The 24,838-nt window shown below is 59.7% G+C and carries 20 protein-coding genes; 12 read left to right on the forward strand and 8 right to left on the reverse strand.

Features of this window, described 5'->3' with window-relative positions:
• Nucleotides 1-61: 61 nt before the first annotated feature.
• Genes AD668_RS16835 through AD668_RS16845 form a run of 3 tightly spaced genes read right to left on the reverse strand, consistent with a single transcriptional unit; the run spans nt 62 to nt 4,098 of the window.
• Nucleotides 62-1,672, reverse strand: a complete 1,611-nt coding sequence (locus AD668_RS16835; RefSeq protein WP_053160689.1) for an arylsulfatase — start codon at nt 1,670-1,672, stop codon at nt 62-64.
• A 15-nt stretch (nt 1,673-1,687) separates the two neighbouring features.
• The gene (locus tag AD668_RS16840; RefSeq protein ID WP_053160690.1) at nt 1,688-2,503 is read right to left on the reverse strand and encodes an ABC transporter ATP-binding protein; all 816 of its coding nucleotides are present in this window, start codon (nt 2,501-2,503) and stop codon (nt 1,688-1,690) included.
• Nucleotides 2,500-4,098, reverse strand: coding sequence for an ABC transporter permease (locus AD668_RS16845; protein ID WP_053160691.1), 1,599 nt, complete (start codon nt 4,096-4,098; stop codon nt 2,500-2,502). Before AD668_RS16845 ends, AD668_RS16840 begins: the two co-directional genes overlap by 4 nt.
• Before the next feature lie 372 nt (nt 4,099-4,470).
• Between AD668_RS16845 and AD668_RS16850 the strand changes: the two genes are divergently transcribed.
• Nucleotides 4,471-5,484: an ABC transporter substrate-binding protein gene (locus AD668_RS16850; RefSeq protein WP_053160692.1), complete on the forward strand. Its 1,014-nt coding sequence runs from the start codon at nt 4,471-4,473 to the stop codon at nt 5,482-5,484.
• A gap of 78 nt (nt 5,485-5,562) precedes the next feature.
• On the opposite strand, the gene AD668_RS16855 is transcribed toward AD668_RS16850, so the two are convergent.
• Nucleotides 5,563-6,483, reverse strand: coding sequence for a LysR family transcriptional regulator (locus tag AD668_RS16855; RefSeq protein WP_053160693.1), 921 nt, complete (start codon nt 6,481-6,483; stop codon nt 5,563-5,565).
• A gap of 182 nt (nt 6,484-6,665) precedes the next feature.
• On the opposite strand from AD668_RS16855, the gene AD668_RS16860 reads away from it, so the two are divergent.
• The 8 genes from AD668_RS16860 (at nt 6,666) to AD668_RS16895 (ending at nt 15,207) form a co-directional block, all read left to right on the forward strand.
• Nucleotides 6,666-7,586 carry a TauD/TfdA family dioxygenase gene (locus AD668_RS16860; RefSeq protein ID WP_053160694.1) on the forward strand — a complete coding sequence of 307 codons (921 nt, stop codon included), beginning with the start codon at nt 6,666-6,668 and terminating at the stop codon, nt 7,584-7,586.
• 138 nt (nt 7,587-7,724) lie between these two features.
• Nucleotides 7,725-10,085 carry a TonB-dependent receptor gene (locus AD668_RS16865; RefSeq protein WP_053160695.1) on the forward strand — a complete coding sequence of 787 codons (2,361 nt, stop codon included), beginning with the start codon at nt 7,725-7,727 and terminating at the stop codon, nt 10,083-10,085.
• Between the two features lie 260 nt (nt 10,086-10,345).
• Nucleotides 10,346-11,155: an energy transducer TonB gene (locus AD668_RS16870; protein WP_053160696.1), complete on the forward strand. Its 810-nt coding sequence runs from the start codon at nt 10,346-10,348 to the stop codon at nt 11,153-11,155.
• A gap of 44 nt (nt 11,156-11,199) precedes the next feature.
• Nucleotides 11,200-11,925 (forward strand): MotA/TolQ/ExbB proton channel family protein, encoded by a 726-nt coding sequence (locus AD668_RS16875; protein WP_053160697.1) that lies wholly within the window; start codon nt 11,200-11,202, stop codon nt 11,923-11,925.
• A gap of 1 nt (nt 11,926) precedes the next feature.
• The gene (locus tag AD668_RS16880) at nt 11,927-12,328 is read left to right on the forward strand and encodes a biopolymer transporter ExbD (RefSeq protein WP_034148436.1); all 402 of its coding nucleotides are present in this window, start codon (nt 11,927-11,929) and stop codon (nt 12,326-12,328) included.
• 273 nt (nt 12,329-12,601) lie between these two features.
• Nucleotides 12,602-13,183, forward strand: a complete 582-nt coding sequence (locus AD668_RS16885; RefSeq protein WP_053160698.1) for an alpha/beta hydrolase — start codon at nt 12,602-12,604, stop codon at nt 13,181-13,183.
• Nucleotides 13,184-13,240: 57 nt separating this feature from the next.
• The gene (locus AD668_RS16890; protein ID WP_053160699.1) at nt 13,241-14,170 is read left to right on the forward strand and encodes a sigma 54-interacting transcriptional regulator; all 930 of its coding nucleotides are present in this window, start codon (nt 13,241-13,243) and stop codon (nt 14,168-14,170) included.
• A gap of 254 nt (nt 14,171-14,424) precedes the next feature.
• The gene (locus AD668_RS16895) at nt 14,425-15,207 is read left to right on the forward strand and encodes a MetQ/NlpA family ABC transporter substrate-binding protein (RefSeq protein WP_053160700.1); all 783 of its coding nucleotides are present in this window, start codon (nt 14,425-14,427) and stop codon (nt 15,205-15,207) included.
• Nucleotides 15,208-15,553: 346 nt separating this feature from the next.
• On the opposite strand, the gene AD668_RS16900 is transcribed toward AD668_RS16895, so the two are convergent.
• The gene (locus AD668_RS16900; protein WP_053160701.1) at nt 15,554-16,750 is read right to left on the reverse strand and encodes an AAA family ATPase; all 1,197 of its coding nucleotides are present in this window, start codon (nt 16,748-16,750) and stop codon (nt 15,554-15,556) included.
• 179 nt (nt 16,751-16,929) lie between these two features.
• Between AD668_RS16900 and AD668_RS16905 the strand changes: the two genes are divergently transcribed.
• Genes AD668_RS16905 through AD668_RS16915 form a run of 3 tightly spaced genes read left to right on the forward strand, consistent with a single transcriptional unit; the run spans nt 16,930 to nt 22,141 of the window.
• A complete protein-coding gene (locus AD668_RS16905) occupies nt 16,930-18,033 on the forward strand; it encodes an efflux RND transporter periplasmic adaptor subunit (RefSeq protein ID WP_053160702.1) in 1,104 nt (367 codons plus the stop codon).
• A complete protein-coding gene (locus tag AD668_RS16910; RefSeq protein WP_053160703.1) occupies nt 18,030-19,094 on the forward strand; it encodes an efflux RND transporter periplasmic adaptor subunit in 1,065 nt (354 codons plus the stop codon). The genes AD668_RS16905 and AD668_RS16910 overlap by 4 nt, the downstream gene beginning before the upstream one ends.
• Nucleotides 19,091-22,141, forward strand: a complete 3,051-nt coding sequence (locus AD668_RS16915; RefSeq protein ID WP_053160704.1) for an efflux RND transporter permease subunit — start codon at nt 19,091-19,093, stop codon at nt 22,139-22,141. The genes AD668_RS16910 and AD668_RS16915 overlap by 4 nt, the downstream gene beginning before the upstream one ends.
• Nucleotides 22,142-22,285: 144 nt before the next feature.
• On the opposite strand, the gene AD668_RS16920 is transcribed toward AD668_RS16915, so the two are convergent.
• The 3 genes from AD668_RS16920 to AD668_RS16930 all read right to left on the reverse strand — a co-directional run bounded on the left by AD668_RS16920 (nt 22,286) and on the right by AD668_RS16930 (nt 24,836).
• Nucleotides 22,286-22,915 carry a bifunctional 2-polyprenyl-6-hydroxyphenol methylase/3-demethylubiquinol 3-O-methyltransferase UbiG gene (locus AD668_RS16920; protein ID WP_053160705.1) on the reverse strand — a complete coding sequence of 210 codons (630 nt, stop codon included), beginning with the start codon at nt 22,913-22,915 and terminating at the stop codon, nt 22,286-22,288.
• Nucleotides 22,916-23,080: 165 nt separating this feature from the next.
• Entirely contained in the window at nt 23,081-23,725 is a 645-nt protein-coding gene (locus tag AD668_RS16925) for a methionine ABC transporter permease (protein WP_053160706.1), read from the reverse strand.
• Complete coding sequence (locus tag AD668_RS16930; RefSeq protein ID WP_053160707.1) at nt 23,715-24,836, reverse strand: methionine ABC transporter ATP-binding protein; 1,122 nt, start codon at nt 24,834-24,836, stop codon at nt 23,715-23,717. Before AD668_RS16930 ends, AD668_RS16925 begins: the two co-directional genes overlap by 11 nt.
• Nucleotides 24,837-24,838: the final 2 nt, after the last annotated feature.

Genomic DNA, 24,838 nt, shown 5'->3' on the forward strand with positions numbered 1-24,838 from the left:
TCGTATCACATCAATCACTGTAGGAGTTGGCTTGCCGGCGATGGCGGTAGATCAGGCTGAATCAATCCGGCTGAAACGGCGACTCGCTCAGGATCACTCCGGTCTCATCCACGTACTGCTGCCAATGCCCGATCAAGGCATTGAGCTTTTCCGGCTGACTCGATGCCAGGTCATGAATTTCCCCCGGATCACTGCCCAGGTCATACAACTGCCAGGTCGCCGGTCCTACTGGCCCTGGAATGTAAACTGCCTTCCACTGCCCCTGGCGAATCGCCCTCCGTCCGAACAACTCCCATCCCGTCACGGTGTGCTCGTCATGCACTTGCGCGGTCTCGCCCGACAGGAACCCCAGCCACGATTTACCGCGAACCTCCGCCACGGGTTTGCCATGCCATTGCTTGCCCGGATGGCGCACGCCGGCAAGATCCAGAATGGTCGGCGTGATGTCCATTACCGTGCCAAACCCATGGCTGATCTGGCCTTTGAGCGGCAACTGCGGATAGTGCACCAGCGCCGGTACGCGAATCCCGCCTTCGGTGGTGAACGCCTTGAACAGCCGCGATGGTGCGGTTGCCACCTGCGCCCAGTTCGGGCCATACCAGACGTAGGAATTGGCGCGGCCGATGTTGTCCAGGCTGTTGTCGTAATGCTGGTTGAGATAGGTCAGTAATTGCGGGCCGAATTTCGGGAAAGCCTCCAGCAATGCCCCTTCAGCACCGTTATCGGACATGAACAGAATGAAGGTGTTGTCCAGTTGTCCTTGCTGGCGCAAGTAATCGACGACGCGCCCGATATTCCAGTCCATGCGCTCGACCATTGCGGCGTAAACCTCCATGGCCCGCGCAGAAATCTGCCGTTGCTCATCGCTCAGGGCATCCCATTGTGCAGTCAACTGGATCAACGGATGCGGCTCGACATCGGCCTCGATCAGCCCTAGTTGCTTGAGCTTTTCCAAGCGCTCCAGTCGCAGTACTTCAGGGCCAGCGTCATAACGCCCGCGGTATTTTTCCACCACATCAGCCGGCGCCTGCAATGGCCAGTGCGGTGCGGAAAATGGCAGGTAGGCGAAGAACGGCCGAGTCTGATCGCGCTCCTTGAGGTATTGCAGCAGCTTGTCGCCGAAGGCGTCGGAGGAATAGAAATCCTTTGGCAGTTCATCGATGAATTGGTCGTCTTCGATGTACAGCGCCGGGGTGGATTTGAGTAGTCTCGGCGTCGTTTCATCGTAGGTCGGCTCGAAGCCGTAATGGTTGGCGGCGCCGGGCAGCAGTGAAAAAGAGCGCTCGAAACCCCGGGCGTGGGGTGCCAGTTCTGCGGTCAGGCCCAAGTGCCATTTACCGCTCATCAGGGTCTGGTAACCGGCCTCGCGCAACAGCTCGGGCAGGGCAACGACGCGGTCGTTCAGGTGCCCTTCGTAGCCCGGTTTGCCGATCAGGTCCGGGGTCAGCGCTTCGGCCATGGTGCCGATGCCAGCGATGTGATGATCGGTGCCGGTCAGCAGCATCGAACGGGTCGGCGAGCAGGTTGGCGCGGTGTGAAAATCTGTCAAACGCAGGCCGTTATTGGCCAGGGCATCGAGGTTCGGTGTGTTGATCTCACCGCCGAATGCACCGAGATCGGAAAAGCCCAGGTCATCGGCCAGAATCACCAGAAAGTTGGGACGTTGTGGCATCAAAAATTTCCTTTTTCAGTAGGCAATGAAAGACAGCGGCAGATCGCGGATCTGCACCGGGATGGGCGGTTGGTAGTGATCGTCGCTGGTGAGTTCGTGCAGCAGTTCTTCGCGCAGTTGATGGAAGTCGAAACTGCTGCGCTGACGCGGATGGGGCAGGGCGATGTCGACCACTTGCTTGATCCGGCCCGGACGCGGCTCCATCACCACCACGCGGTCGGCCAGGAAAATCGCTTCCTCGACATCGTGGGTCACCAGGATGGTGGTGATTTTTGCCCGTGTGCGGATCGCCAGCAGTTCGTCCTGCATCTGCTGGCGAGTGAGGGCGTCGAGAGCGCCGAATGGCTCATCGAGCAGCAGAATCCGGGGGCTGGCCACCAGGCCGCGAGCAATCGCCACGCGTTGCGCCATGCCGCCGGAGAGCTGGTGCGGATAGGCGCGGGTGAAGTCGCTCAGGCCCACCAGTTCGATGAAGTCATCGATGCGCTTTTTCTTTTGCGCGGCGCTCAACGGTTCGTTGACCAGGCCCAGGCCGATGTTGTCGGCCACGCTCAGCCACGGAAACAACCGGTGCTCCTGAAAGACGATGCCGCGTTCGCCGCCGATGCCGCTGACGGCTTTTCCGTCCACGGTGATCTGCCCGCGAAACTGCGTATCGAGGCCCACCAACAGCCGCAGCAAAGTGGATTTGCCGCAACCGCTGGAGCCGACGATGGCGACAAACTCGCCCTCGGCAATGTCCAGGTTGAATTCGCGAATGGCCTCAAGTGTGAAGCCGTCGACGTCGAAGGTTTTGCCCACGTGATTGAAGCTGACAATCGGTGCGTTCATGCGTGTCTCCAGCGGGTGACGCGGATTTCCAAGCGTTGGCCAATGAGGTTGAGCAGGGCGCCGGTAAGGCCTACCAGCAACATGCCGGCCATGATCAGGTCCATGCGCAGCAGTTGTTGGGCGCCGATCATCTGGCTGCCGATGCCGCCGTTGGACGGCATGAAATATTCGGCGCCGATCGTGCCGAGCCAGGCGTAGATCAGGCTCAGCCTGAGCCCTGCGAAAATCCCCGGCGCGGCGCCTGGCAATACCAGTCGGCGCAGGCGTTGGCGCAGGTTCAGGCGCAGCACCTGAGCGGCTTCGTTGAGTTGGGGTGAGAGGTTGGCGACGCTGCGTTGAGTGGCGATAAACAGCGGGAAAAAAGCGGCGAGGGCGACGAACACCCACTTGGCCAATTCGCCAAGACCGAACCACGCGGTGAGTAACGGCACCCAGGCGAAAATCGCAATCTGGCGAATGGCGGCGAGGGTCGGGCCAAGCACACGCTCACTGGTGCGCGACAGTCCCAGCAGCAGTCCAAAGGCAAAGCCGAGCCCGCCACCGAGCAGCAACCCGCCAAGAGTCCGACCCAGACTGAGGGCCATGCCACCTATCAGCGTGCCGTCGAGTAGACCGTTCCAGGTGGTTTGCAGGACCGCCAGCGGGCTGACCAGAATATTTGCATCAACCCACTGCCGATCCGAGGTCAATTGCCACAATGCCAACAGCACCAGCGGCAGCAGCCACGGTTGCAAGCGTTGCCAGCCTTGATAACGCGGACCGCGACGGATCTCGGCAGTGGCTGGGTGCGGCCAGTGCACCAGTTTCCTGTCCAGCAGACCGATGCCGCGGTCCATCGCCACGCCGATCACACCGATCACTACGATGCACACGAAGACGATGTCGAGCATGAATAGCTGTCGCGCCCAGACCATCAGGTAGCCGATGCCTTCACTGGAGGCGAGCAGTTCCACGGCGAGCAACGACGTCCAGCCCGCCGCCAACGCAAGTCGCACACCGGCCATGAATGCCGGCAGGGCCGCAGGCAGTACCAGTCGCCGGATCAGCAGTCGCGACGGCAAGCGCAACACGGCGGCGGCTTCGCGCAGTTTCGGTTGCGCATCCCGCACACCGACCAGCGTGTGCAAGGTCACCGGCACCACGATGGCCTTGATCAGCACCACCAGTTTCAGTACTTCGCCGATGCCGAAAAACACCATGAACAATGGAATCCACGCCAGGGTCGGGACTTGCGCCAACCCGGCGAAAGTCGGGAACACCAAGCGCTCCAATCGAGGGCTGAAACCCAGCGCCGCACCCAATGCAGCACCTGCGCTGATTCCGGCCAGGAGCCCCAAGAACAGGCGTTGCAGGCTGATCCCCAAATGGCTCAATAACTCACCTTGGGATAACTCGACCGCGCTGCTCCAGACCAGTGACGGCGCGGGCAGGATCTGCTCGCTCATCCAATGATTGCGGCTGGCGAGCCACCAGAGGGCGAAAAGGGCAGTGGGCAACAACCACGGCAGCAAACGTTGGCCCAGGCTTGGCCAGCGTTGCCTGTTCGCAAGTGACGGCGCGGCCAGCGGCAGGCTGAGAAGGGAAACACGGGCCATGGGTGACCTCCGTTGTCGGGTGAAGATCAAAAGATCGCAGCCTTCGGCAGCTCCTACAGCTATCGACACCCCTCTGTGGGAGCTGCCGAAGGCTGCGATCTTGGAGATTTCGAATTGCTCGGTGGTTATATAAAAAATAAAATCAATGCTATTTGGAGATAAGCGAATCCATTTAAAGCCTGCCGTTACACTCGCATCCAATGCCTTCGATGAATATTTTCGATGCTGTTTTTGCATGCGAGCGTCAGAGCCCCGCAGCGGTTGATTTAGATCGAAAAGATATAAAAATGTGAATTTATAGTATTTAAGTGCTGATGAAGAATCAGCCTAGTTTCAGCTCCTCAACGCCCGTTGCCCCAAGGAGCTACACCCATGAACTTTCCTTTCAAGCGCGTCATCAGCGTCTTCGCCGCACCGGCCCTGGCGGGTTTACTGGCCTTCACCGCCAGCGCCGAAGAGCTCAAGGAAATCCGCATCGCCGTGCCGGACCTCAGCGCCGGCACCCAGCACAGTGGCGGCGGGGTAGTGGACGTTTTGCGTGATCAACAGATCTTCGAAAAAGCCTTCGCCGAACAGGGCATCAAGATTCAGTGGAGCTTCTTCAAGGGTGCGGGACCGGTGATCAACGAGGCGTTTGCCAACGATCAGGTCGATCTGGCGTACCTCGGTGATCTGGCGGCCATCATCGGCAAGTCCAATGGTCTGGACACGCGTTTGCTCAGTGCGACTGCGCGGGACGTGAAGCACTATCTGGGCGTGGTGCCGGGATCAGGGATCAAGACCTTGCAGGACCTCAAGGGCAAACGTGTGGCGATTTTTCGCGGCACCGCCAGCCAGTTGTCGTTTGATGCGGCGCTGGCCAGCCAGGGCTTGAGCGAGAGGGATGTAAAAGTCATTAACCTGGATTTCAACGCGGCCGTCGCGGCGCTTGCAGCGAAACAGATCGACGCATCCTGGAGTGGTTCGGGCCTGACGGCGCTGCAAGCCAAAGGCCTGGCGGAACTGCCATTGAACACCAAGGATCTTGGTGGCGCCGGTAGCGTGCAGGCAGTGCTGGTCGGCACCGGGGCATTTGTCGATGCGCATCCGCAAGTGGTGGCAAAATTGCTCAAGGCCCAACAGCAAGCCGTGGAGTGGTTGACCCAGGACGGCAACAAGGATGCCTACATTCAACTGGTGTCGGGATTGGCGAGTTATCCACCGATCATTCTTTCCCAGGACTTGAAGGATCAGAAACTGAGCGAGGTGTTCCAGTCGACGCTTGATCCGGTGTTCCTTGGCAAGTTGCAGGATGCGGTGGACTTGGCTTCGCAGCAGAAGTTGATTCGCAAGCCGTTCAAGGTGAGCGATTGGGTGGCGCCGGAGTTGGCTGCTGCCAAGCTCTGAATCTTAAAAGATCGCAGCCATCGGCAGCTCCTACATCGATTAGTGTAGGAGCTGCCGAAGGCTGCGATCTCTTGATCTTCAAACAGCAACAGCCATCTGTTGCCTGTCCACCGCCACCAACGTCTCGATCATCGCCCGCGCCGCCGGCGATAGCCGGAACCCGGAGCGACTGACAATCCCGCAGCGCGCATTCATGCTCTCGATGTTCTGCGGCAGATTGCGCCAGTGCAGCAACACCAGCGAACCCTGAGCGCTGTCTTCGACAAACGCCTCCTGCGTACCCACGCCAATCGCGTTCGATTGCAGCACGATTTTCACCAGCGCCGGAAAATGTTCGGTCTGAATGCTCGGGGAGAAATCCACCCGTCCGCTGAGGTTCGCCAGCAGTTTGCGAATGCCCGGAGGAATCATCGTAGTCGCCAGCGGATAGTCGAACATGTCGTTGGTCGACAGGCTTTCCTTGGCCAGCAGTGGATGTCCGGGTCGGCAGAAAAACACCCCGCGTTTGGGCGTCAGTGCCTGGGTCTGGAAGTTCGGATCGGACTCGAAATGGCGGATGTCGGCGATGAAGAACTCGATCTCCTCGCGGCTCAGTGCACGGCTGAGTTTTTCCCAGTTATCCACCTCGAAACACGTGCGCACTTTGGGGTGCGCATTGATGAACTGCGCCACGGCATCCGGTACCAGTTTCACTGCCGGCGCCGGGCCGCAGCCGAAGCGCAATTCGCCGGCATCGAGCTTGGTCATTTGTGTCACTTCAGCACTGAGCAACGCTGCGCCTTGCACCAGGCTGCGGGCGTGTTGCAGCACCATCAAGCCTTCGGGTGTCGGTCTCAAATCCTTGTTGCCGCGATCCACCAGGACGCAGCCGAACTCGTGCTCAAGTCCCTGGATACTGCGGCTGAAAGCGGGCTGAGTAATGCCCATGGCCTCAGCAGCACGAACAAAACTGCGGTGTTCGTCGAGGGCGATGAAGTAACGCAACTGGCGAAGATCCATATGCTTTTCCGGCATCCTAAAAATAGTTCGAAGGCATTTGCGACGAGCGATGACTGAGGTTTTAAATGCAACCTCTTATTCCGTCAACGAAGCATTCAGATATCTATTAGATCTAAATAGAATATAGATAGAGCAGTGTTTCGCGGTCGGTCAACCGCAAGCAGTCCGATGAGGGTCTACCCATGAGCAATGCCGCTTTCGCTGTAAAACCCGCCGTTCAAGCGCTTGAAATCCATCCGGTGGCCGGCCGGATCGGCGCCGAGATTCGTGGCGTACACCTTTCGGGCGAACTGGATGCCGCGACTGTCGAAGCCATTCAACAGGCGCTGCTGCAATACAAAGTGATCTTCTTCCGTGAGCAGACCCAGCTCGACGATCAGCGCCAGGAGGCGTTCGCCCACCTGCTCGGCGAACCGGTGGCGCACCCGACCGTACCGGTTCGCGAAGGCACGCGTTTTCTGCTCGAGCTGGACGGCGCTGAGGGCCAGCGCGCCAGCTCCTGGCACACCGACGTGACCTTCGTCGAGGCCTACCCGAAAGCGTCGATCCTGCGCTCGGTGGTCGCCCCTGCTTTCGGCGGCGACACCCTGTGGGCCAACACCGCTACCGCCTATGACGGGTTGTCGGCGGAGCTGCGTGAGTTGGCCGACAAACTGGTCGCCGTACACAGCAACGAATACGACTACGCGGGCGGCAAGCCAGACGTCTCGGCCGAGAAGCTGGAGCGCTATCGCAAGATCTTCACCTCGACCGTCTACGAGACCGAGCATCCGGTGGTCCGCGTGCACCCGATCAGTGGTGAGAAGAGCCTGTTGCTCGGGCATTTCGTCAAACGCATCAAGGGTTATTCCCAGGCTGATTCGGCGCACCTGTTTGGCTTGCTGCAAAGCCATGTGATCCGCCAGGAAAACATCGTGCGCTGGCGCTGGCAGGCCGGTGATGTGGCGATCTGGGACAACCGCTCCACCCAGCATTACGCGGTGGATGACTACGCAACCCAGGATCGCATCGTGCGCCGCGTGACGCTCAAGGGCGAGGTGCCGGTGGGTGTGAATGGGCAGATCAGCCAGACCGTGAAAGGGCCGGATATCGGCGGCGTCTGAGCTGACGCTATCGCCAGCAGGCTGGCTCCCACAGGGGATTTGTGGCGTACACAAAAACAATGTGGGAGCCACCCAGCCTGCTGGCGATGGCGGCCTGGCAAGCAATACAGAATTTCTTTTGATCGGGAACCGCGCCTTATGAGTCCGTTGCACTTCGCTTCAACCTCGTCACCCCAACGGCTCAAACGCCTGCCACTCGCACTGTTGCTGGCTGGCAGCGCCAGTTGGACCCAAGGCTACGCAGCCGACAGCACCACCCCTGAAACCACCCCGAAAAAATCCGCCACGGCTGACAGCGCACAACTGGAAACCGTGACGGTCACCACTCGCCGCCGTGAGGAAAGCTCGCAGGATGTACCAACGCCAATGAGCGTGGTCAGCGGCCAGAACCTGGAAGCCCAGCGGGTCTATCGCATCCAGGATTTGCAGCAACTGGTGCCCAGCGTCAACGTCGCCTACATGCATGCGCGTCAGTCCAGCGTCTCGATCCGCGGGCTGGGCAACAACCCGGCCAGCGATGGCCTGGAAGGCAGTGTCGGCCTGTACATCGACAACGTATACCTCGGCCGGCCGGGCATGGCGGTGTTCGATCTGATGGACATCGAACAGCTCGAAGTGCTGCGCGGTCCGCAAGGCACGCTGTTCGGCAAGAACACCACAGCCGGCGTGATCAACATCAGCACCCGCGCGCCGACGTTCACCCCTGAACGCAGCATCGAAACCTCGGTGGGTGAGGATGGCTATTTCCAGACCAAGGGCACGATTTCCGGGCCGCTGAATGACGAACTGGCGGGGCGTTTTTCTGCTTATCGCACCCGCAGCGACGGCGACATCAAGAACGAATTCGACGGCCATGATTTGAACGGAGGCTCGCGCGAAGGCTTTCGTGGACAGTTGTTGTTCAAACCCAACGAGTCGTTCAACCTGCGCTGGATCGGTGACTACAACGAGGAAGATTCCAGCGCCGGTACTCGGGTGTTGTACAACACCGGCCCGACCATCAATGGCACCAACCTGTATCAGGCCCGGGCAAATGCGGCGGGTGCGACGCTGGTCGACGGTACGCACCGCAAGGTCAACCTGAACAACGAACAGCACGTCACCGTGCATCAGGGCGGCACGTCGGTCGAGGCCAACTGGGCACTGCCGAGCGACTTCACCCTGACATCCGTCAGCTCCTATCGCTGGTGGAATTTCACCCCGCGCAACGATGATGGCCTGGACGTTTCCGCCTTCTACAACGCCGGTGTTTCGGTGGAGGATAAGCAGTATTCCCAGGAGTTTCGCCTGGCATCGCCCACGGGCGGATTCTTCGATTATGTGGTGGGCGCCTATTACTTCGGCTCCGACCTGGACAACAAATCCTTCACCTATTACGGACCGCAAGCGGACATCTGGAGCGGCACACCCAACGGTGCGCTCAACAATATCAACAGTGTCGGCGACGGACATATCAAAACCGATAGCTTTGCGCTGTTCGCCCAAGGTACCTGGCACCTGACCGAACGTCTTGATTTCACCGCTGGGATACGCGGCACTTATGAAGAGAAAAATGCCTGGGTCACGCGCGATGCGCCGGTCGGTGGCACGGCAGTCACCGGTGCGGCGGCCACAGCCAGGCGCGGTCGTGCCGGCGCTTACGATTCCGGCGATCTGAATCAATACAGTTCCAGCCCTTCGGGTTTGTTGAACCTCAGCTATCGCCTTACCGACGACCTGCTGACCTACGCCACGTTGTCCCACGGCGAGAAATCCGGTGGGGTCAACCTGGCCGTGGGCACGGCGCCGGTGGCGGGTGCTGACTCGTTGCTGATCGGCACTGAGCGGGCGAACAACGCCGAGCTCGGTTTCAAGAGCACGCTCTGGGACCGTCGCCTGCAACTCAACGCCAACGTGTTCTGGACCCAGGTCAACGGCTACCAGACCAACGCCTACGACGAAGCCAACCGCGTGCAATACCTGACCAACGCCGGCTCCGTGCGTTCTCGCGGTGTGGAGTTCGAAAGCACCCTGATTCCGTTGCGTGGCCTGACGTTGAACATCAACGGTTCGTACAACGATGTCAGCTACCTCTCCTACAAGGACGCGCCATGCCCGCCGGAAGTCAGCCTGGCACCGGGCGCTCCAGCGTCTTGTGACCTCACCGGACATCAAGTGGTGGGCGCGTCGAAATGGATCGGCAACGCCAACGGCGAATACAAATGGAACCTGAGCAACGGCTTCGAGGAGTACGTCACCGGCAGTTACGCCTTCCGTTCCAAAGCGGTTGGCACGGTGGAGGATTCCGACTATGGGCAGATACCGAGTTATGCCGTGGTCAACCTGTCCACGGGTCTTCGCGGTGACTTCAAGCAGGGGCAGTGGGACGTGTCGCTGTGGTTGAAAAACGCCTTCGACAAAACCTACTACACGACGCTGTGGACGGCTGCCAATGGAGGTTACGAAGGCCTGCTCGGCACACCACGGACGTTAGGTGTGACCGGTCGTTACGACTTCTGACGGCGAAAAACGATGCCTTGGATGAATACTTTTCATGCCTGTAAGGCATCGGTATTTCGCCTTCGGGCCACAGCCCTTGAACGGCGGGCTCTGGCGGTGAGGTGATGTTTTGCATATTCGTTATCGATCTAAGCATAACAACAAACATTACTTTATGAGCTAAGTGTTCCAGTCAATGATTTCTTCCACCCAGACGTCGTCGGGGGATGTTCAGTACGACGTTTCGGTTATTCGCCAAGAGACCGCAGGGAGTTTAAGCAATGGGCAATGTTCAGACCGCCGCCAGCGCACATGACGTGTTGTGGCGCCCGGCGCACGGTGGCGATTTGGTCGACCTCGGCCGGCCGCACCGTGTGCCCTTGGGTCAGTTGCGTTTGCAACGCACGCCCCAAGGAATCTTGAACCGTCGGGAAACGATCCTGCTGGGGGTGCTGGCGCTGCTGGTGCATGGCGCGGTGATCTATTGGGTCAACCAGCAGCCGACCCCGGCGTTGCCGATCGTGCCGCCGGAAATCCCGCCGATGACCATCGAGTTCTCGCGTCCGGCGCCGCCCGTGGTCGAGCCACCGCCGCCGCAACCGGTCCAGCCAGTTGTGGAGCCACCCCCTCCCGTGGAGGACGAACTGGCTGTAAAACCGCCACCACCCAAACCCGTGCCCAAGCCGAAACCTGTTGCCAAACCGGTCGCAAAACCGGTCCCGAAAGTCGCAGAACAACCACCGGCGCCGCCGCAACCGGCAGCACCCGTTGCGGCCCCGGCACCACCGGCTCCACCTGCACCGGCACCCGTGACACCGGCGTCAGCGAGCGCGGGTTACTTGAAAAATCCAGCGCCGGAGTATCCGTCGCTGGCCCAGCGTCGCGGTTGGGAAGGTACGGTGTTGCTGCGGGTGCATGTACTGGCCAGCGGTAAGCCAGGCGAGATCCAGATTCAGAAAAGCAGCGGCCGCGAAGCCCTCGACGAAGCCGCCTTGAGCGCGGTGAAACGCTGGAGTTTCGTGCCAGCCAAGCAGGGTGATGTCGCACAGGATGGATGGGTCAGCGTGCCCATCGACTTCAAGATTCATTAAACCGAAACCAAATTCGCGCGAAACGTTTACACGAGGACTACACCATGACGTTATTGGCATCTCCACTTGAATCCATCGAAAGCGCGGTGATCTGGCTGCTGGTGGTTTTTTCCGTCGCGACCTGGGGCCTGGCCTTGCTCAAGGGTGTGCAGTTCGGCCGCCTCAAGGCGCAGGATCGCAAGTTTCATAAACAGTTCTGGGCGGCATCGAGTCTCGATTCGGCCGCCGAGTTGAGCGAAACCCAACCCGGCGCTGCGGCGCGTGTGGCACAGGCCGGTTATGCGGCGATCCAGGTCGGTGAGACGCCACAGGCAGCGGATTTAAGCCAGGCGATCAATCATCAGGACCGTCTGGAGCGGGCCTTGCGTCAGCAGATCGTGCGTGAACGTCGGTCTCTGGAGACCGGGCTGGCGGTGGTCGCGAGTATTGGCAGCACCTCACCGTTCATTGGTTTGTTCGGCACGGTGTGGGGAATCATGGAAGCGTTGAAAGGCATCAGTGCAGCTGGCTCTGCAAGCCTGGAAACCGTGGCCGGACCTATCGGAGCGGCGCTGGTTGCCACGGGCGTAGGGATCGCCGTCGCCGTGCCGGCAGTGCTGGTTTACAACTACTTTTTACGTCGTTTGAAACTGACGGCGGCGGACCTCGATGACTTCGCCCATGACTTCTACAGCCTGGCGCAGAAGAGTTCGTTCCGCGTGTTGATTCATCCGACGGCGCACAGGGTTTCGGCCCAGGGCGGCGCGCAGAAAGTGAAGGAGGCGTCCTGATATGGCCTTCTCCACGCAAGACAGTGATGAGGTTCTGAGCGAGATCAACGTGACGCCACTGGTGGATGTGATGCTGGTGCTGCTGGTGGTGTTCATCGTCACCGCGCCGCTGCTGACCAACGCGATACCGATCAACCTGCCCAAGACCGAGGCCGTGGCGCCGGTGGAACAGAAAGACCCGCTGGTGGTGAGCATTGATGGCGCCGGCAAGCTGTTTATCAACAAGGATGAAATCCAGCCGGATTTGCTGGAATTTAACCTGCAGGCGGCCAAGGCCAAGGACCCGGAAGTGCGGGTGCAATTGCAGGCCGATGACGGGGTGAACTACGGCGAAGTGGCACGGGCCATGGCGTCGATCGAGCGGGCAGGGATTACCAAGCTGTCGGTGATTACCGCGCGTTAACAGATTTTTGCTTTTGCGGGGCCGTCTCCTTGGCAGGGTGCGGCCCTTTTTTTATGTCCGGCAAACTCTGTAGGCGCTGGCTTGCCGGCGATGGCGTCCTTCCAGCGGGTAAATTGCTGCCTGACCTACCGCATTCGCTAGCAAGCCAGCTCCTACAAATCATCAATCTAATATTCCTTTAAGGTCTTAATAAATAGCTTCTTATTCCTTAACGAATATAACTCTCCTCCCTATACTCGATCGGGAACAGACACGCAGCCGGAGAGCTCCCCCATGCGCAACGAATCAATTCGCTACCTGATTGTGCCGGGCTGGCAAGGATCGCCAGACGATCATTGGCAAAGCCATTGGCAGAACAGCCTGCCGAACAGTGCACGGGTGGAGCAGGCCGACTGGTTGACGCCGCGACGCGAAGACTGGGTCGCGGCACTGGCCGAGGCGATTGCCGCCGACAGCACGCCGGTGATCCTGATCGCCCACAGCCTGGGTTGCATCACTGTCGCCCATTGGGCTGCAGCGGCACCGGTGCAATTTCTGCGTCAGGTGCGCGGTGCTCTGCTGGTCGCGCCCGCGGATGTCGAGCGTCCGGCCTGTGCGCCGGCCTTGCGCAATTTTGCGCCGATTCCGACGGATCTTTTACCTTTCCCTAGCCAGGTCGTCAGCTCCGACAACGACAGCGCCGTCAGTGCGCCTCGAGCGCTGGAACTGGCACGCAACTGGGGCGCCGAGGCGGGGATTCTGGCCGGAGCGGGGCACATCAACGTCAAGTCCGGTCACCAGCGTTGGGAGCAGGGGTTTGCCTATCTGTACCGCCTGCAAAACCGCATGGAACATCACGCTCTGCGCCGCGCTTGAGTCTTATTTTTCATTAAATCGCCCCCGTCTCCCGGCGGTTTTGGGCGGGAGTCTGCCATGAGTTTTGAAACCTTCGGTCAGCCCTTGCTGACCTTTCCCGATGCAGAAAAAAGTCCCCTGAGCATTCGCGCCAAGGCGCTGGTGTTCGTCGATCCGCGTTCCCGGCAGCTGCGCGAAGACCTGGAGCAACTGGCGCCGCGTTCAATCTCGGTGCTCATCCGTGGTGAGACCGGTTCGGGCAAGGAGTTGCTGGCGCGGCATATCCATCGCGCCAGCGATCGTGGCGGCTTGTTTGTGTCGGTCAATTGCGGCGCCATCAGTCCGACTTACGCCGACGCCGAATTGTTTGGCTACGCCGCGGGCAGCTTTAGCGGATCAGCGAGCAGCCGCGCCGGCTGGTTCGGCTCGGCCAATGGCGGCACGCTGTACCTGGACGAAATCGGCGACCTGCCGCTGCCGATCCAGATCAAATTGCTCGCCGCCCTGGAAAATCATGAAGTCATGCGCGTCGGTGCCCCTCAGCCGAGCCCGGTGGACGTGCGTCTGGTTGCGGCCACCAGCATCGATCTGGCCAAGGCTGTTGCGGCTGGAAAATTCCACGAGCGGCTTTTTCATTACCTCAGCGAAGGCCAACTCGAACTGCCGGCGCTGCGCGAACGTACGGGCGACATCCTGTCCCTGGCCGAATATTTCCTCGGCATCTACAGCCAGCGCCTGGACTTGCCGGTGCCGCTGATCAGTGAGGCGGCGCAGATCGTGCTGGAACGCCATAGCTGGCCGGGTAATACCCGAGAGCTGGAAAACATCATTCACTTTGCGCTGCTGGTAAGCACCGGGGATGAGATTTTGCCGGAGCATTTGAATTTGCCGGAGCTCTCGATTTCTCTGGAGCAGATCGAGAGTCAGATCCGGCAGATTCTCGACAATGGCTCTGTCGCTGACCAGGCAGCCTTGAAACAGTTACTCAAAAACACCGGGCTTTCGTAGGAGCAAGCTTGCTCGCGATCGCGGCGACGCGGTTTTTCTGAACGGACGCCATCGCCAGCAAGCCGGCTCCTACAAAGGAAGATGTGCGAGTTAGAGTTTTATGAACAAAATGGAATATGAAGCTTAATAAACGTTATTGTTCGGGAATAAAAAATCCCGGTATTGTCCGCCTCACGCCAGCGATAGCACTTCACTGGCACTCTCATCTTCAAGCCGTCGCCACAAGCGACTGTGATTTCCGATAAGGACACTGCATGAAAAAGGTTCTGTTGTTCACCGCACTGGCGGCTGCCCTGACCTCGGGCCTGGCCCTGGCGGGCGAGAAACTGGTGGTTGCCGCAACCCCGGTACCACACGCCGAGATTCTCGAACTGATCAAGCCAACCCTCGCCAAAGAAGGCGTGGACCTGGAAATCAAAGTATTCACCGACTACGTTCAGCCGAACGTGCAGGTCGATCAGAAGCGTCTGGACGCCAACTACTTCCAGACCCTGCCGTACCTGAAAAGCTTCAACGAAGGCAAAGGCACCCATCTTGAAACCGTCATCGGTGTTCACGTCGAACCGTTCGGTGGCTACTCGAAGAAAGTCAAATCCCTGGCGGAGCTGAAAGACGGCGCAACCATCGCCATCCCTAACGAAGGCAGCAACAGCGGCCGTGCCCTGATCCTGTTGCAGAAGGCTGGCCTGATCGAGTTGAAAGACCCGAAAAACGCTGTGTCGACGCCCAAAGACATTGCCAAGAACCCACATAACTTCAAGTTCAAGGAACTCGAATCGGCCATGCTCCCGCGTGTGCTGGATCAGGTCGACCTGGACATGATCAACACCAACTACGCGCTGGAAGCGGGCCTGAACCCGGCCAAAGATGCGCTGATCATTGAAGGTGCCGATTCGCCTTACGTGAACTACCTGGTGGCCCGTCCGGACAACAAGGACAGCGTTGCCATTCAGAAACTGGCCAAGGCTTTGACCAGTCCAGAAGTGAAAGCCTTCATCGAGAAGAAGTACAGCGGCGCGGTACTGCCGGCGTTCTGATTCGCGAAGCAAAACCCTTCAAGGTTTCAAACGCCGACGGCTGATCCAGCGTCGGCGTTTTTTTATGGGCGTTTGATTTGGTTGTGAACTGGGGCGACATCAAAAGCCTTCAAGCCACCCTGGCCTCCAACGCCCTGCGCAACGCCATCAGTAATTTCACAACGTCCTGCGGATCCAGCCGTTGCGGCACTTTTGCGTCTGCCATTTTCTCATCCTTGTGATTGCCTGGCCTGGGGAGGCTGCCCAAAGGGGGGCCGTCCTTGGAGGGGTATTTCGAAAAAAAGATCCTTCCTGCGGTGTAGGGGAAAATAGTCGTCTTGCGTCGTCCCGGCAAATCACTGGCCGTTCAGTCTGGCCAATGCCAGGCGGGTTCATCCAGCATCCGCTGGCCGACGATCCCGGTCTGCCCGAGATTTTTCTCCAGCACGATGCAATTGCATTGCGGATCCTCCTGCAACGCTGAAATCAATCGTCGGGCATGTGAGACCACCCACACCTGGCAGTGCTGCGATGCGCGGATGATCAAGCGCGCCAACGCCGGCAGCAGATCTGGATGCAGACTGGTTTCCGGTTCGTTCAGCACCATCAGTGTTGGCGGACGCGGCGTCAGTAATGCCGCGACCAACAGCAGATAGCGCAACGTCCCGTCCGACAACTCTGCCGCCGACAACGGGCGCAATAACCCCTCCTGAAAAAACTCGATGGCGAAGCGTCCGCCGCGCAGCGGTTCGATGTTCAGCCTGGCGCCAGGAAACGCGTCACTGATTGCCGCCCACAACGCCTCGGGATCGCCGATTTCGATGATCGTCTGCAAGGCCGCCGCCAGATCGCGCCCGTCGTGATGCAACACCGGTGTGCGCGTGCCTAATTGAGGTTGCCGAGCGGGCGCATCGGCATCGCTGCGAAAGTGATCGTAAAAACGCCAGCGGCGGATGAATTCGCGAATTTCCAACACCTGCGGCGAAGTCCGCAGGCTGCCGATCTGATCGAACAGACTGTCGAAAGTCGGCGTGTGCTGCGCCAGCACATCCCAACTGCGACTGGCGCGGGCGCGGATCATCGGGCCCTCGCGATCCACCAGCAGACTGGCCGGGCGATAGAACGGCCCGGCCCACAGACATTCGCGCTTGATCTGCGGGTCGAGGCTGAAGCGTGAGGGTATGGGAGCGTGATTGCCGGGCAGCATGAAATGCCCATTGGAATCGGGCAGGCCCAGGCTGATCGAGTAGCCGAAGTCGTCGCCGGCAAACCCCAGGCGCAGGCGTTTGACCCCGTGGCGCACCGTGGCCTCGATCGGCACTTCGCCATTGCGCATGCGCCGAGTGAGAGTTTCCGGCCCCGCCCAGAACGTCGAATCCAGACCGCCTTCGCGAGCCAGGGCGTTGACCACTCCGCCCTGGGCGGTTTCCGCCAACAGTCGCAGGGCGCGGTAAAGGTTGGACTTGCCGCTGCCGTTGGGGCCAGTGATCAGGTTCAGCCGGCCCAACGGGATCACCAGTTTGTTGATCGAGCGATAGTTGGCCACGGCGAGCGTCTGGAGCATGAGGATTCCTGAAGCGATATCAAACAAGTGCGCCATTGTCGGGTACGCCAACGCGTCTATTGCAAGCCTTTTCGACCGAACCCGCTTCGAATTTTTTCTTCATAAGACCATCGTGCAAGGTTCCAACTCTGTTCTAAGCTCTCTGTCGTGTTGTATTTGAAAAAGGCCAAGGAGTTTGCATGGTGGTTCCCGGATTAAAAGTAGTAATGGCCTTGACTGTCGTCACCCTGCTGACGGCTTGCGAAGAGAAAAAACCGGTTCAGGAATACCTCCCACGGGTGTTCGTGCAAGTCGTCAAGCCGGAGGATTTTGCCGCCTCGGTCACCCTCACCGGTGACGTGCAGGCGCGTGTCCAGACTGAACTGTCGTTTCGCGTGGGCGGCAAGATCATCCAGCGTTCGGTCGATGTCGGCGATCGGGTAACGGCCAAACAAGTGCTGGCCCGGCTTGACCCCAAGGATTTGCAGACCAGTGTCGATTCGGCGCAGGCGCAAGTCGTCGCCGAGCAGGCGCGGGTCAAACAGAATGCGGCGGCGTTCGTGCGTCAGCAGAAACTCCTGCCCAAGGGCTACACCAGCCAGAGCGAATACGACTCGGCCCAGGCCGCCTTGCGCAGCAGTCAGAGCGCGTTGAGCGCGGCCCAGGCGCAGTTGGCCAACGCCAAGGACCAGCTGAGCTACACGGCGCTGATTGCCGATGCACCGGGTGTCATTACCGAACGTCAGGCCGAAGTAGGTCAGGTGGTGCAGGCGACCATGCCGATCTTCAGCCTGGCCACGGACGGCGACCGGGATGCGGTGTTCAACGTCTATGAATCACTGCTGGCCGAAAAGCCGAAAGATCAGACCATTGTCATCAGTCTGCTCGATAACCCGGCCATCAAAACCACTGGCACCGTGCGTGAAGTCACCCCCGCCGTGTCGGCGCAGTCCGGTACTGTGCAGGTCAAGGTCGGCCTCGATAAATTGCCCGAAGGCATGCAATTGGGCTCGGTGGTCAGCGCCACGGCCAGGGGCACGGGCAAGTCTGTTGTCGAGTTGCCGTGGTCGGCGCTGACCAAGAACATCAGTGAACCTGCCGTCTGGATTATCGACGACAAGGGCCAGGCGCAGTTGCACTCGGTCACGGTCGGCCGTTACCTGACCGGCAAGGTCATCATCAGCGGCGGATTGAAGGGTGGGGAAAAAGTCATCGTCGCCGGCGGGCAGCTGTTGCACCCAGGCATGGAAGTCGAGATTGCCGAAAATACTTACAAGGATCTGAGTTGGGAGGCCAAGCCATGAAGCCGATATGGGCGTTGTCCATCGGGCTGCTGCTGAGCGCCTGTTCCGAAAGTACGCCACCGCCGGAGCCTGTGCGGCCGGTGCTGTCGATCAAGATCAAGGCTTTGAACGAAGAGGATCTGGGGCGCTTCGCCGGCAGCATTCAGGCGCGCTACGAAAGTAATACCGGGTTTCGCGTAGGCGGGCGAATCGCCAGCCGTAACGTCGATGTCGGCACCGAGGTCGAGAAGGGCACATTGCTCGCCACGCTCGATCCATCCGATCAGCAGAACCAACTGCGTTCGGCCCAGGGCGATCTGGCGAAAATCCAGGCGCAACTGATCAATGCCAAGGCCAGCGCCATGCGCCAGCAAACCCTGTTTGATCGTGGGGTGGGCGCACAGGCGCAGCTGGATGATGCGCTGACTAACCTTAAAACCACCCAGGCGTCCCTCGACCAGGCCCGTGCAGCCGTCGACCAGAGCAAGGACCAACTGAGCTACACCGAGCTGCGTGCCGACCATAAAGCCGTAGTCACGGCCTGGAGCGCTGAAGCCGGGCAAGTCGTGTCGGCCGGGCAGCAAGTGGTGACCCTGGCACAACCGGACATCAAGGAAGCGGTGATCGATCTGCCCGATACGCTGGTTGATCAACTGCCCAGCGATGTGGTGTTTCTGGTCGCTACGCAACTCAACCCGAGCATCAACACCACCGCGACCATTCGCGAAATCGAACCCCAGGCGCAAAGCGCCACACGCACCCGGCGTGCGCGCCTGACTTTGGCTGAAACGCCAGAAGGTTTCCGCCTGGGTACTGCGATCAGCGTCACCTTGAGCTCGGCGATCAAGCCGCGCATTGAGCTGCCCTTGACCGCGTTGCAGGAGGTCGATGGCAAACCGCGCATCTGGGTGATCGATGCACAGAACAAAACCGTTTCCCCCCGGGATGTCACCGTGATCAGCCGTACCGCCAGCACCGTGGTGCTGGCGGGTGGTGTGAAGAATGGCGAGCGGGTGGTCAGTGCCGGTGTAAACAGCCTCAAACCAGGGCAGGCAGTTAAAATCGACGAGGACAGTCAATGAAAGGGCCTTTCAACCTCTCCGAATGGGCTCTCAAGCATCAGTCGTTCATCTGGTATCTGATGTTCGTCGCGTTGCTGATGGGTGTGTTCTCGTATTTCAACCTGGGGCGTGAGGAAGATCCTTCGTTCACCATCAAGACCATGGTGATCCAGAGTAAATGGCCGGGGGCGACACAGGAGGAAACCCTCAAGCAGATCACCGACCGTATCGAGAAAAAGCTCGAAGAGCTCGACTCGCTCGATTACGTAAAAAGCTACACGCGCCCCGGCGAATCGACGGTGTATGTGTACCTGCGCGACACCACCAGTGCCAAGGACATCCCGGAAATCTGGTATCAGGTGCGCAAGAAGATCAACGACATTCGTGGCCAGTTTCCCCAAGGCATGCAAGGGCCCGGGTTCAACGACGAGTTCGGTGACGTGTTCGGCTCGATCTATGCTTTCACCGCCGACGGCCTGACCCTGCGTCAGTTGCGCGACTATGTGGAACAGGCGCGCATGGAGATTCGCGGCGTGCCGGGGCTGGGCAAGATCGAGATGGTCGGCCAGCAGGACGAAGTGCTGTACCTGAACTTCTCCACACGCAAACTCGCGGCGCTGGGCATCGATCAGCTTCAGGTCGTGCAGAGCCTGCAAACGCAGAACGCCGTGACCCCGGCGGGGGTTATCGAGGCCGGGCCTGAGCGGATTTCGGTGCGCACTACAGGGAAGTTCGCTTCGGAGAAAGACCTGGCCGAGGTCAACCTCAAGCTCAACGACCGCTACTATCGTCTGGCCGACATCGCCGAAATCAGTCGCGGTTACGTCGATCCCGCTTCGCCGGAATTCCGTTTCAATGGCAAACCGGCCATCGGTCTGGCGATTGCCATGCAGAAGGGCGGCAACGTCCAGGCATTCGGCAAGGCACTGCACGCCCGTATCGAACAGTTGACTGCCGACCTGCCAGTGGGCGTGGGCATTTACAACGTCTCCGATCAGGCCGTGGTGGTGGAGGAAGCCGTTGGCGGCTTTACCAGTGCACTGTTCGAAGCGGTGGTGATCGTGCTGCTGGTCAGCTTCGTCAGCCTTGGCGTGCGCGCCGGGCTGGTGGTGGCATGTTCGATTCCGTTGGTGCTGGCGATGGTGTTTGTATTCATGGAATACAGCGGCATCACCATGCAGCGGATCTCCCTCGGTGCATTGATCATCGCCCTCGGCTTGCTGGTGGACGATGCAATGATCACCGTGGAAATGATGGTCACGCGTCTGGAACTGGGCGAGACCAAAGAGCAGGCGGCTACGTTTGCCTACACCTCCACGGCATTCCCGATGCTTACCGGTACGCTGGTGACGGTGGCGGGTTTCGTGCCGATTGGCCTGAACGCCAGCTCGGCGGGTGAGTACACCTACACACTGTTTGCGGTAATCGCCTGTGCGATGCTGGTGTCGTGGGTGGTGGCGGTGTTGTTTGCGCCGGTCATCGGCGTGCACATCCTCAGCACCAAGGTCAAAGCCCACGACGGTGAACCCGGGCGCATCGGCAAGGCCTTCAATGGCGGGCTGCTGTGGTGCATGCGCAATCGCTGGTGGGCCATCGGCATTACCGTGCTGTTGTTCGCGTTGGCGCTGTTCAGCATGCGTTTTGTACAGAACCAGTTCTTCCCGTCCTCGGACCGTCCGGAAATCCTGGTGGACCTGAACCTGCCGCAAAACGCCTCCATGGACGAAACCCGGCGCGCCGTCGATCTGCTGGAAGCGACCCTCAAAGGCGATCCGGACATCGTGCGCTGGAGCACCTACATCGGCCAGGGCGCCATTCGTTTCTATCTGCCTCTGGACCAACAACTGCAAAACCCTTTCTACGCGCAGTTGGTGATCGTCAGCAAAGGCGAGTCCCGCGAGGCCATGATGCAGAAGCTGCGTGATCGCCTGCGCAAAGACTTCGTCGGCATCGGCAGCTACGTTCAGGCACTGGAAATGGGCCCGCCGGTTGGGCGTCCGATCCAGTACCGGGTCAGCGGCAAGGACATCGATCAGGTGCGCCGACATGCCATAGACCTGGCCACCGAGCTCGACAAGAACCCGCACATTGGCGAAATCATCTACGACTGGAATGAACCGGGCAAAGTCCTGCGCATCGACATCGCACAAGACAAGGCGCGGCAGTTGGGGTTGTCCTCCGAGGACGTGGCCAACTTGATGAACGGCATCGTCAGTGGTCAGCCGGTGACCCAGGTCGATGACGACATCTACCTGATCAACGTGGTCGGTCGTGCGGTGGATTCCGAACGCGGCACTCCGCAAACCCTGCAGAACCTGCAGATCGTCACGCCAAGCGGCACGTCGATTCCGTTGCTGGCGTTTGCCACAGTGCGCTACGAACTGGAGCAGCCGCTGGTATGGCGACGTGATCGCTTGCCGACCATCACCATCAAGGCGGCGATACGCGACGAGATCCAGCCGACCGACCTGGTGAAAATCCTCAAGCCGTCGATAGATGCGTTCGCCGAAAAATTGCCGGCGGGCTACAAGGTCGCCACGGGTGGTACGGTGGAGGAAAGCGGCAAGGCCCAAGGGCCGATTGCCAAGGTCGTGCCGCTGATGTTGTTCATGATGGCAACGTTCCTGATGATCCAGTTGCACAGCGTGCAGAAGCTGTTCCTGGTGGCGAGTGTCGCGCCGCTGGGGTTGATCGGCGTGGTGATCGCGCTGGTGCCGACCGGCACGCCGATGGGCTTCGTGGCGATCCTCGGGATTCTGGCGCTGATCGGTATCATCATCCGCAACTCGGTGATCCTGGTGACCCAGATCGACGAGTACGAGAAGAATGGGTATACGCCGTGGGATGCGGTGGTACAGGCCACCGAGCACCGGCGTCGGCCGATCCTGCTGACCGCTGCGGCAGCGAGCCTGGGGATGATCCCGATTGCCCGGGAAGTGTTCTGGGGGCCGATGGCCTACGCGATGATCGGCGGGATCGTCATCGCCACCTTGCTGACGCTGTTGTTTTTGCCGGCGCTGTATGTGGCCTGGTACAAGATTCGCGAACCGCAGAAAGAGGTGCAGTAAAAAGTGCGCTCCCACAGGAATTTTGCTGAACCCTGTGGGAGCGAGATTGTTCTGGCAATAAAAACAAAAGATCGCAGCCTTCGGCAGCTCCTACACCCACCTACTGTAGGAGCTGCCGAAGGTTGCGATCTTTTGATTTGTGCATTAGTCAGCGCGCCGCCAGACACTCGCCAACCAAGGCTGCTGCGCCCGCGGCAGCCCCGCTGGCCGGTAGTAATGCTCCAACTCCACAAACCCCGCCTCGGTCAGCAACTGCTGCCAGGCCGTCAGGTCGTGATACGACCCATAACGCGGCCCGTTCCAGCCTTCCTGGTTTTCGCCCCGGGGATTGGAACTGAACAACACCCCACCCGGTTTCAACGCCCCGCGCAATTGCTTCAACACCCGAGGTAACTCCTGACGCGGAATGTGAAACAACACCGCATTGGCAAAAATCCCGTCGAAACGCTCGGCCGGCAGATCGAGCTTCAGGAAGTCCTGCTGCCAGACCTCGCAACCACTGTCCTCACGGGCCATCTGCGCGAGCTTTTCCGAACCGTCGAGGCCGACTGCGCGGTGACCCATGCGCGTAAAGGTTTGCAAATCGCGCCCGGGTCCGCAGCCAAAATCGAGAATGTCGAAAGGCGCCTCGCCCTGAAGGTGTCGCAACAGGGCAGCGATGTTCTGGCTGACGTCGTGATCGCGGGTGCCTTCACGGAAATCTTCGGCGACCGCGTTGTAATGACCCAGAGTGGTGGAGGTGATCTGTTCGAGGTCGTCGGGTGTTTGCTTCATGGTCGGCTGCGCAGGAAAAGGAGATGTGTTGACTATAAGCGCTTTCGCGCTTTGAAAGATCGCAGCCTGCGGCAGCTCCTACACAAGCCATGATCGCAGCCCTAACGTCGGATCACTGCCAATCCCTGTAGGAGCTGCCGAAGGCTGCGATCTTTTGCTCTTCACCTACCGCTTGTTCAACCCCCGCGCCAACCGATCCCCACCCAACTGAATCGCCGCCACCAACACCACCAGCAATACAATCACCGTCAACATGATCTGGCTATCAAACCGCTGATAGCCGTACCGATAGGCAATATCCCCCAGTCCACCGGCACCAATCGCCCCGGCCATGGCCGACGAATTGATCATTGTCACCAGCGTGATGGTGAACCCACCAACAATCCCCGGCAGTGCCTCGGGCAGCAACACGTGCCAAACGATGTGCCAACGCCGGCAACCCATCGCCTGCGCCGCTTCGACCAACCCGTGATCGACCTCTCGTAAACTCACTTCAGCAATGCGCGCAAAGAAGGGTGTGGCCGCAATGGTCAGTGGGACCACAGCCGCCCATACGCCGTAAGTGGTGCCGACGATCAACCGTGTGAACGGAATCAGCGCCACCATCAAAATCAGAAACGGAATCGAGCGAAACAGGTTCACGAATGCACCCAAGGCCCGGTTCAGCGCTGGCGCTTCGTAAATACCACCCTTGGCGCTGGTGACGAGGATCACCGCCAGCGGAATGCCCGCCAACAGCGCAATCAACGACGACACGCCGACCATCAGGAAGGTGTCGATGAAACCTTGCAACAAACGATCAAACCACATAACCCAATACCTCCACGTTTTGCGCCCAATCACTGGCGCGCTGACGCAATTCTTCGGCGTCGAGTGGCGAGCCGGTCACCGCTAATAACAGTTGTCCAATCGCATGCCCCTGAATCCGTTCCACACCCCCTTGCAGCAAACGCACGCGACCACCGAGTGCACTGAACAGCGCGGCCAGGTCTGGCTCGTCGCGTTGGTTGCCGGTGAATTGCAAGCGAAGGACCACGGCGGCATCGCAGGTTTTCGGCTGCGAGTGCAAACGGTTTTGCAGCTCTTCAGGCAGGGTGTGTTGTAACGGCGCGAGTAGCGTCTTACTGACCTCATGTTGCGGATTGCCGAACACCTCCCACACCGGCCCTTGCTCGACGATTCGCCCGTGTTCCAGCACCACGACGCGATCACAGATATCGCGGATCACCGCCATCTCGTGGGTGATCAAAACGATGGTCAGGCCAAGGCGCTGGTTGATCTCGCGCAGCAGGCCGAGGATCGATCGAGTGGTCTCAGGGTCCAGTGCAGAGGTTGCTTCGTCGCACAGCAAAATATCCGGATCATGCACCAGTGCACGGGCGATACCGACACGCTGTTTCTGCCCACCGGACAGCTGCGCCGGGTAAGCCTTGTGCCTGGATTGCAGGCCCACCAGTTCCAGCAACTCACGAACCTTTTTCTCGCGCTGTTCCTTGGGTACTCCTGCGACTTTGAGCGGCAACTCGACGTTCTGCCAAACCGTCTTGGCGGACATCAAATTGAAGTGCTGAAAGATCATGCCGATACGCCGACGCAGGGCCACCAAGCGGTTTTCGTCGAACTCGCCGATGTCGACCTGATCGATCAGTACCCGACCGCTGCTCGGTTGTTCCAGACGATTGATGGTGCGAATCAGCGACGATTTGCCAGCACCGCTGCGGCCGATGATGCCGAACACTTCACCGCGCTGAATCGCCAGGTCGATACCGTGCAACGCGGCCACCGGACCTTGCTGGCCGCTGTAGGTTTTACCCAGATTGATGAAGCGCACATGGGCACGATTGAGTTCGGGATGCAGCTCCGTTTGTGCAGCGCTTGCAGGCTCTGGAATCTCCAGTCGCCGTTGGATCGCGGCGGTCATGC

The organism is Pseudomonas sp. P1.8 (genome assembly GCF_001269805.1).
GTDB lineage: Bacteria > Pseudomonadota > Gammaproteobacteria > Pseudomonadales > Pseudomonadaceae > Aquipseudomonas.

Bases quoted from the DNA above. Each gene is read 5' to 3' on its own strand.
- AD668_RS16835 (WP_053160689.1), bottom strand. From the start codon at position 1,672: ATGCCACAACGTCCCAACTTTCTGGTGATTCTGGCCGATGACCTGGGC.
- AD668_RS16840 (WP_053160690.1), bottom strand. From the start codon at position 2,503: ATGAACGCACCGATTGTCAGCTTCAATCACGTGGGCAAAACCTTCGAC.
- AD668_RS16845 (WP_053160691.1), bottom strand. From the start codon at position 4,098: ATGGCCCGTGTTTCCCTTCTCAGCCTGCCGCTGGCCGCGCCGTCACTT.
- AD668_RS16850 (WP_053160692.1), top strand. From the start codon at position 4,471: ATGAACTTTCCTTTCAAGCGCGTCATCAGCGTCTTCGCCGCACCGGCC.
- AD668_RS16855 (WP_053160693.1), bottom strand. From the start codon at position 6,483: ATGGATCTTCGCCAGTTGCGTTACTTCATCGCCCTCGACGAACACCGC.
- AD668_RS16860 (WP_053160694.1), top strand. From the start codon at position 6,666: ATGAGCAATGCCGCTTTCGCTGTAAAACCCGCCGTTCAAGCGCTTGAA.
- AD668_RS16865 (WP_053160695.1), top strand. From the start codon at position 7,725: ATGAGTCCGTTGCACTTCGCTTCAACCTCGTCACCCCAACGGCTCAAA.
- AD668_RS16870 (WP_053160696.1), top strand. From the start codon at position 10,346: ATGGGCAATGTTCAGACCGCCGCCAGCGCACATGACGTGTTGTGGCGC.
- AD668_RS16875 (WP_053160697.1), top strand. From the start codon at position 11,200: ATGACGTTATTGGCATCTCCACTTGAATCCATCGAAAGCGCGGTGATC.
- AD668_RS16880 (WP_034148436.1), top strand. From the start codon at position 11,927: ATGGCCTTCTCCACGCAAGACAGTGATGAGGTTCTGAGCGAGATCAAC.
- AD668_RS16885 (WP_053160698.1), top strand. From the start codon at position 12,602: ATGCGCAACGAATCAATTCGCTACCTGATTGTGCCGGGCTGGCAAGGA.
- AD668_RS16890 (WP_053160699.1), top strand. From the start codon at position 13,241: ATGAGTTTTGAAACCTTCGGTCAGCCCTTGCTGACCTTTCCCGATGCA.
- AD668_RS16895 (WP_053160700.1), top strand. From the start codon at position 14,425: ATGAAAAAGGTTCTGTTGTTCACCGCACTGGCGGCTGCCCTGACCTCG.
- AD668_RS16900 (WP_053160701.1), bottom strand. From the start codon at position 16,750: ATGCTCCAGACGCTCGCCGTGGCCAACTATCGCTCGATCAACAAACTG.
- AD668_RS16905 (WP_053160702.1), top strand. From the start codon at position 16,930: ATGGTGGTTCCCGGATTAAAAGTAGTAATGGCCTTGACTGTCGTCACC.
- AD668_RS16910 (WP_053160703.1), top strand. From the start codon at position 18,030: ATGAAGCCGATATGGGCGTTGTCCATCGGGCTGCTGCTGAGCGCCTGT.
- AD668_RS16915 (WP_053160704.1), top strand. From the start codon at position 19,091: ATGAAAGGGCCTTTCAACCTCTCCGAATGGGCTCTCAAGCATCAGTCG.
- AD668_RS16920 (WP_053160705.1), bottom strand. From the start codon at position 22,915: ATGAAGCAAACACCCGACGACCTCGAACAGATCACCTCCACCACTCTG.
- AD668_RS16925 (WP_053160706.1), bottom strand. From the start codon at position 23,725: ATGTGGTTTGATCGTTTGTTGCAAGGTTTCATCGACACCTTCCTGATG.
- AD668_RS16930 (WP_053160707.1), bottom strand. From the start codon at position 24,836: ATGACCGCCGCGATCCAACGGCGACTGGAGATTCCAGAGCCTGCAAGC.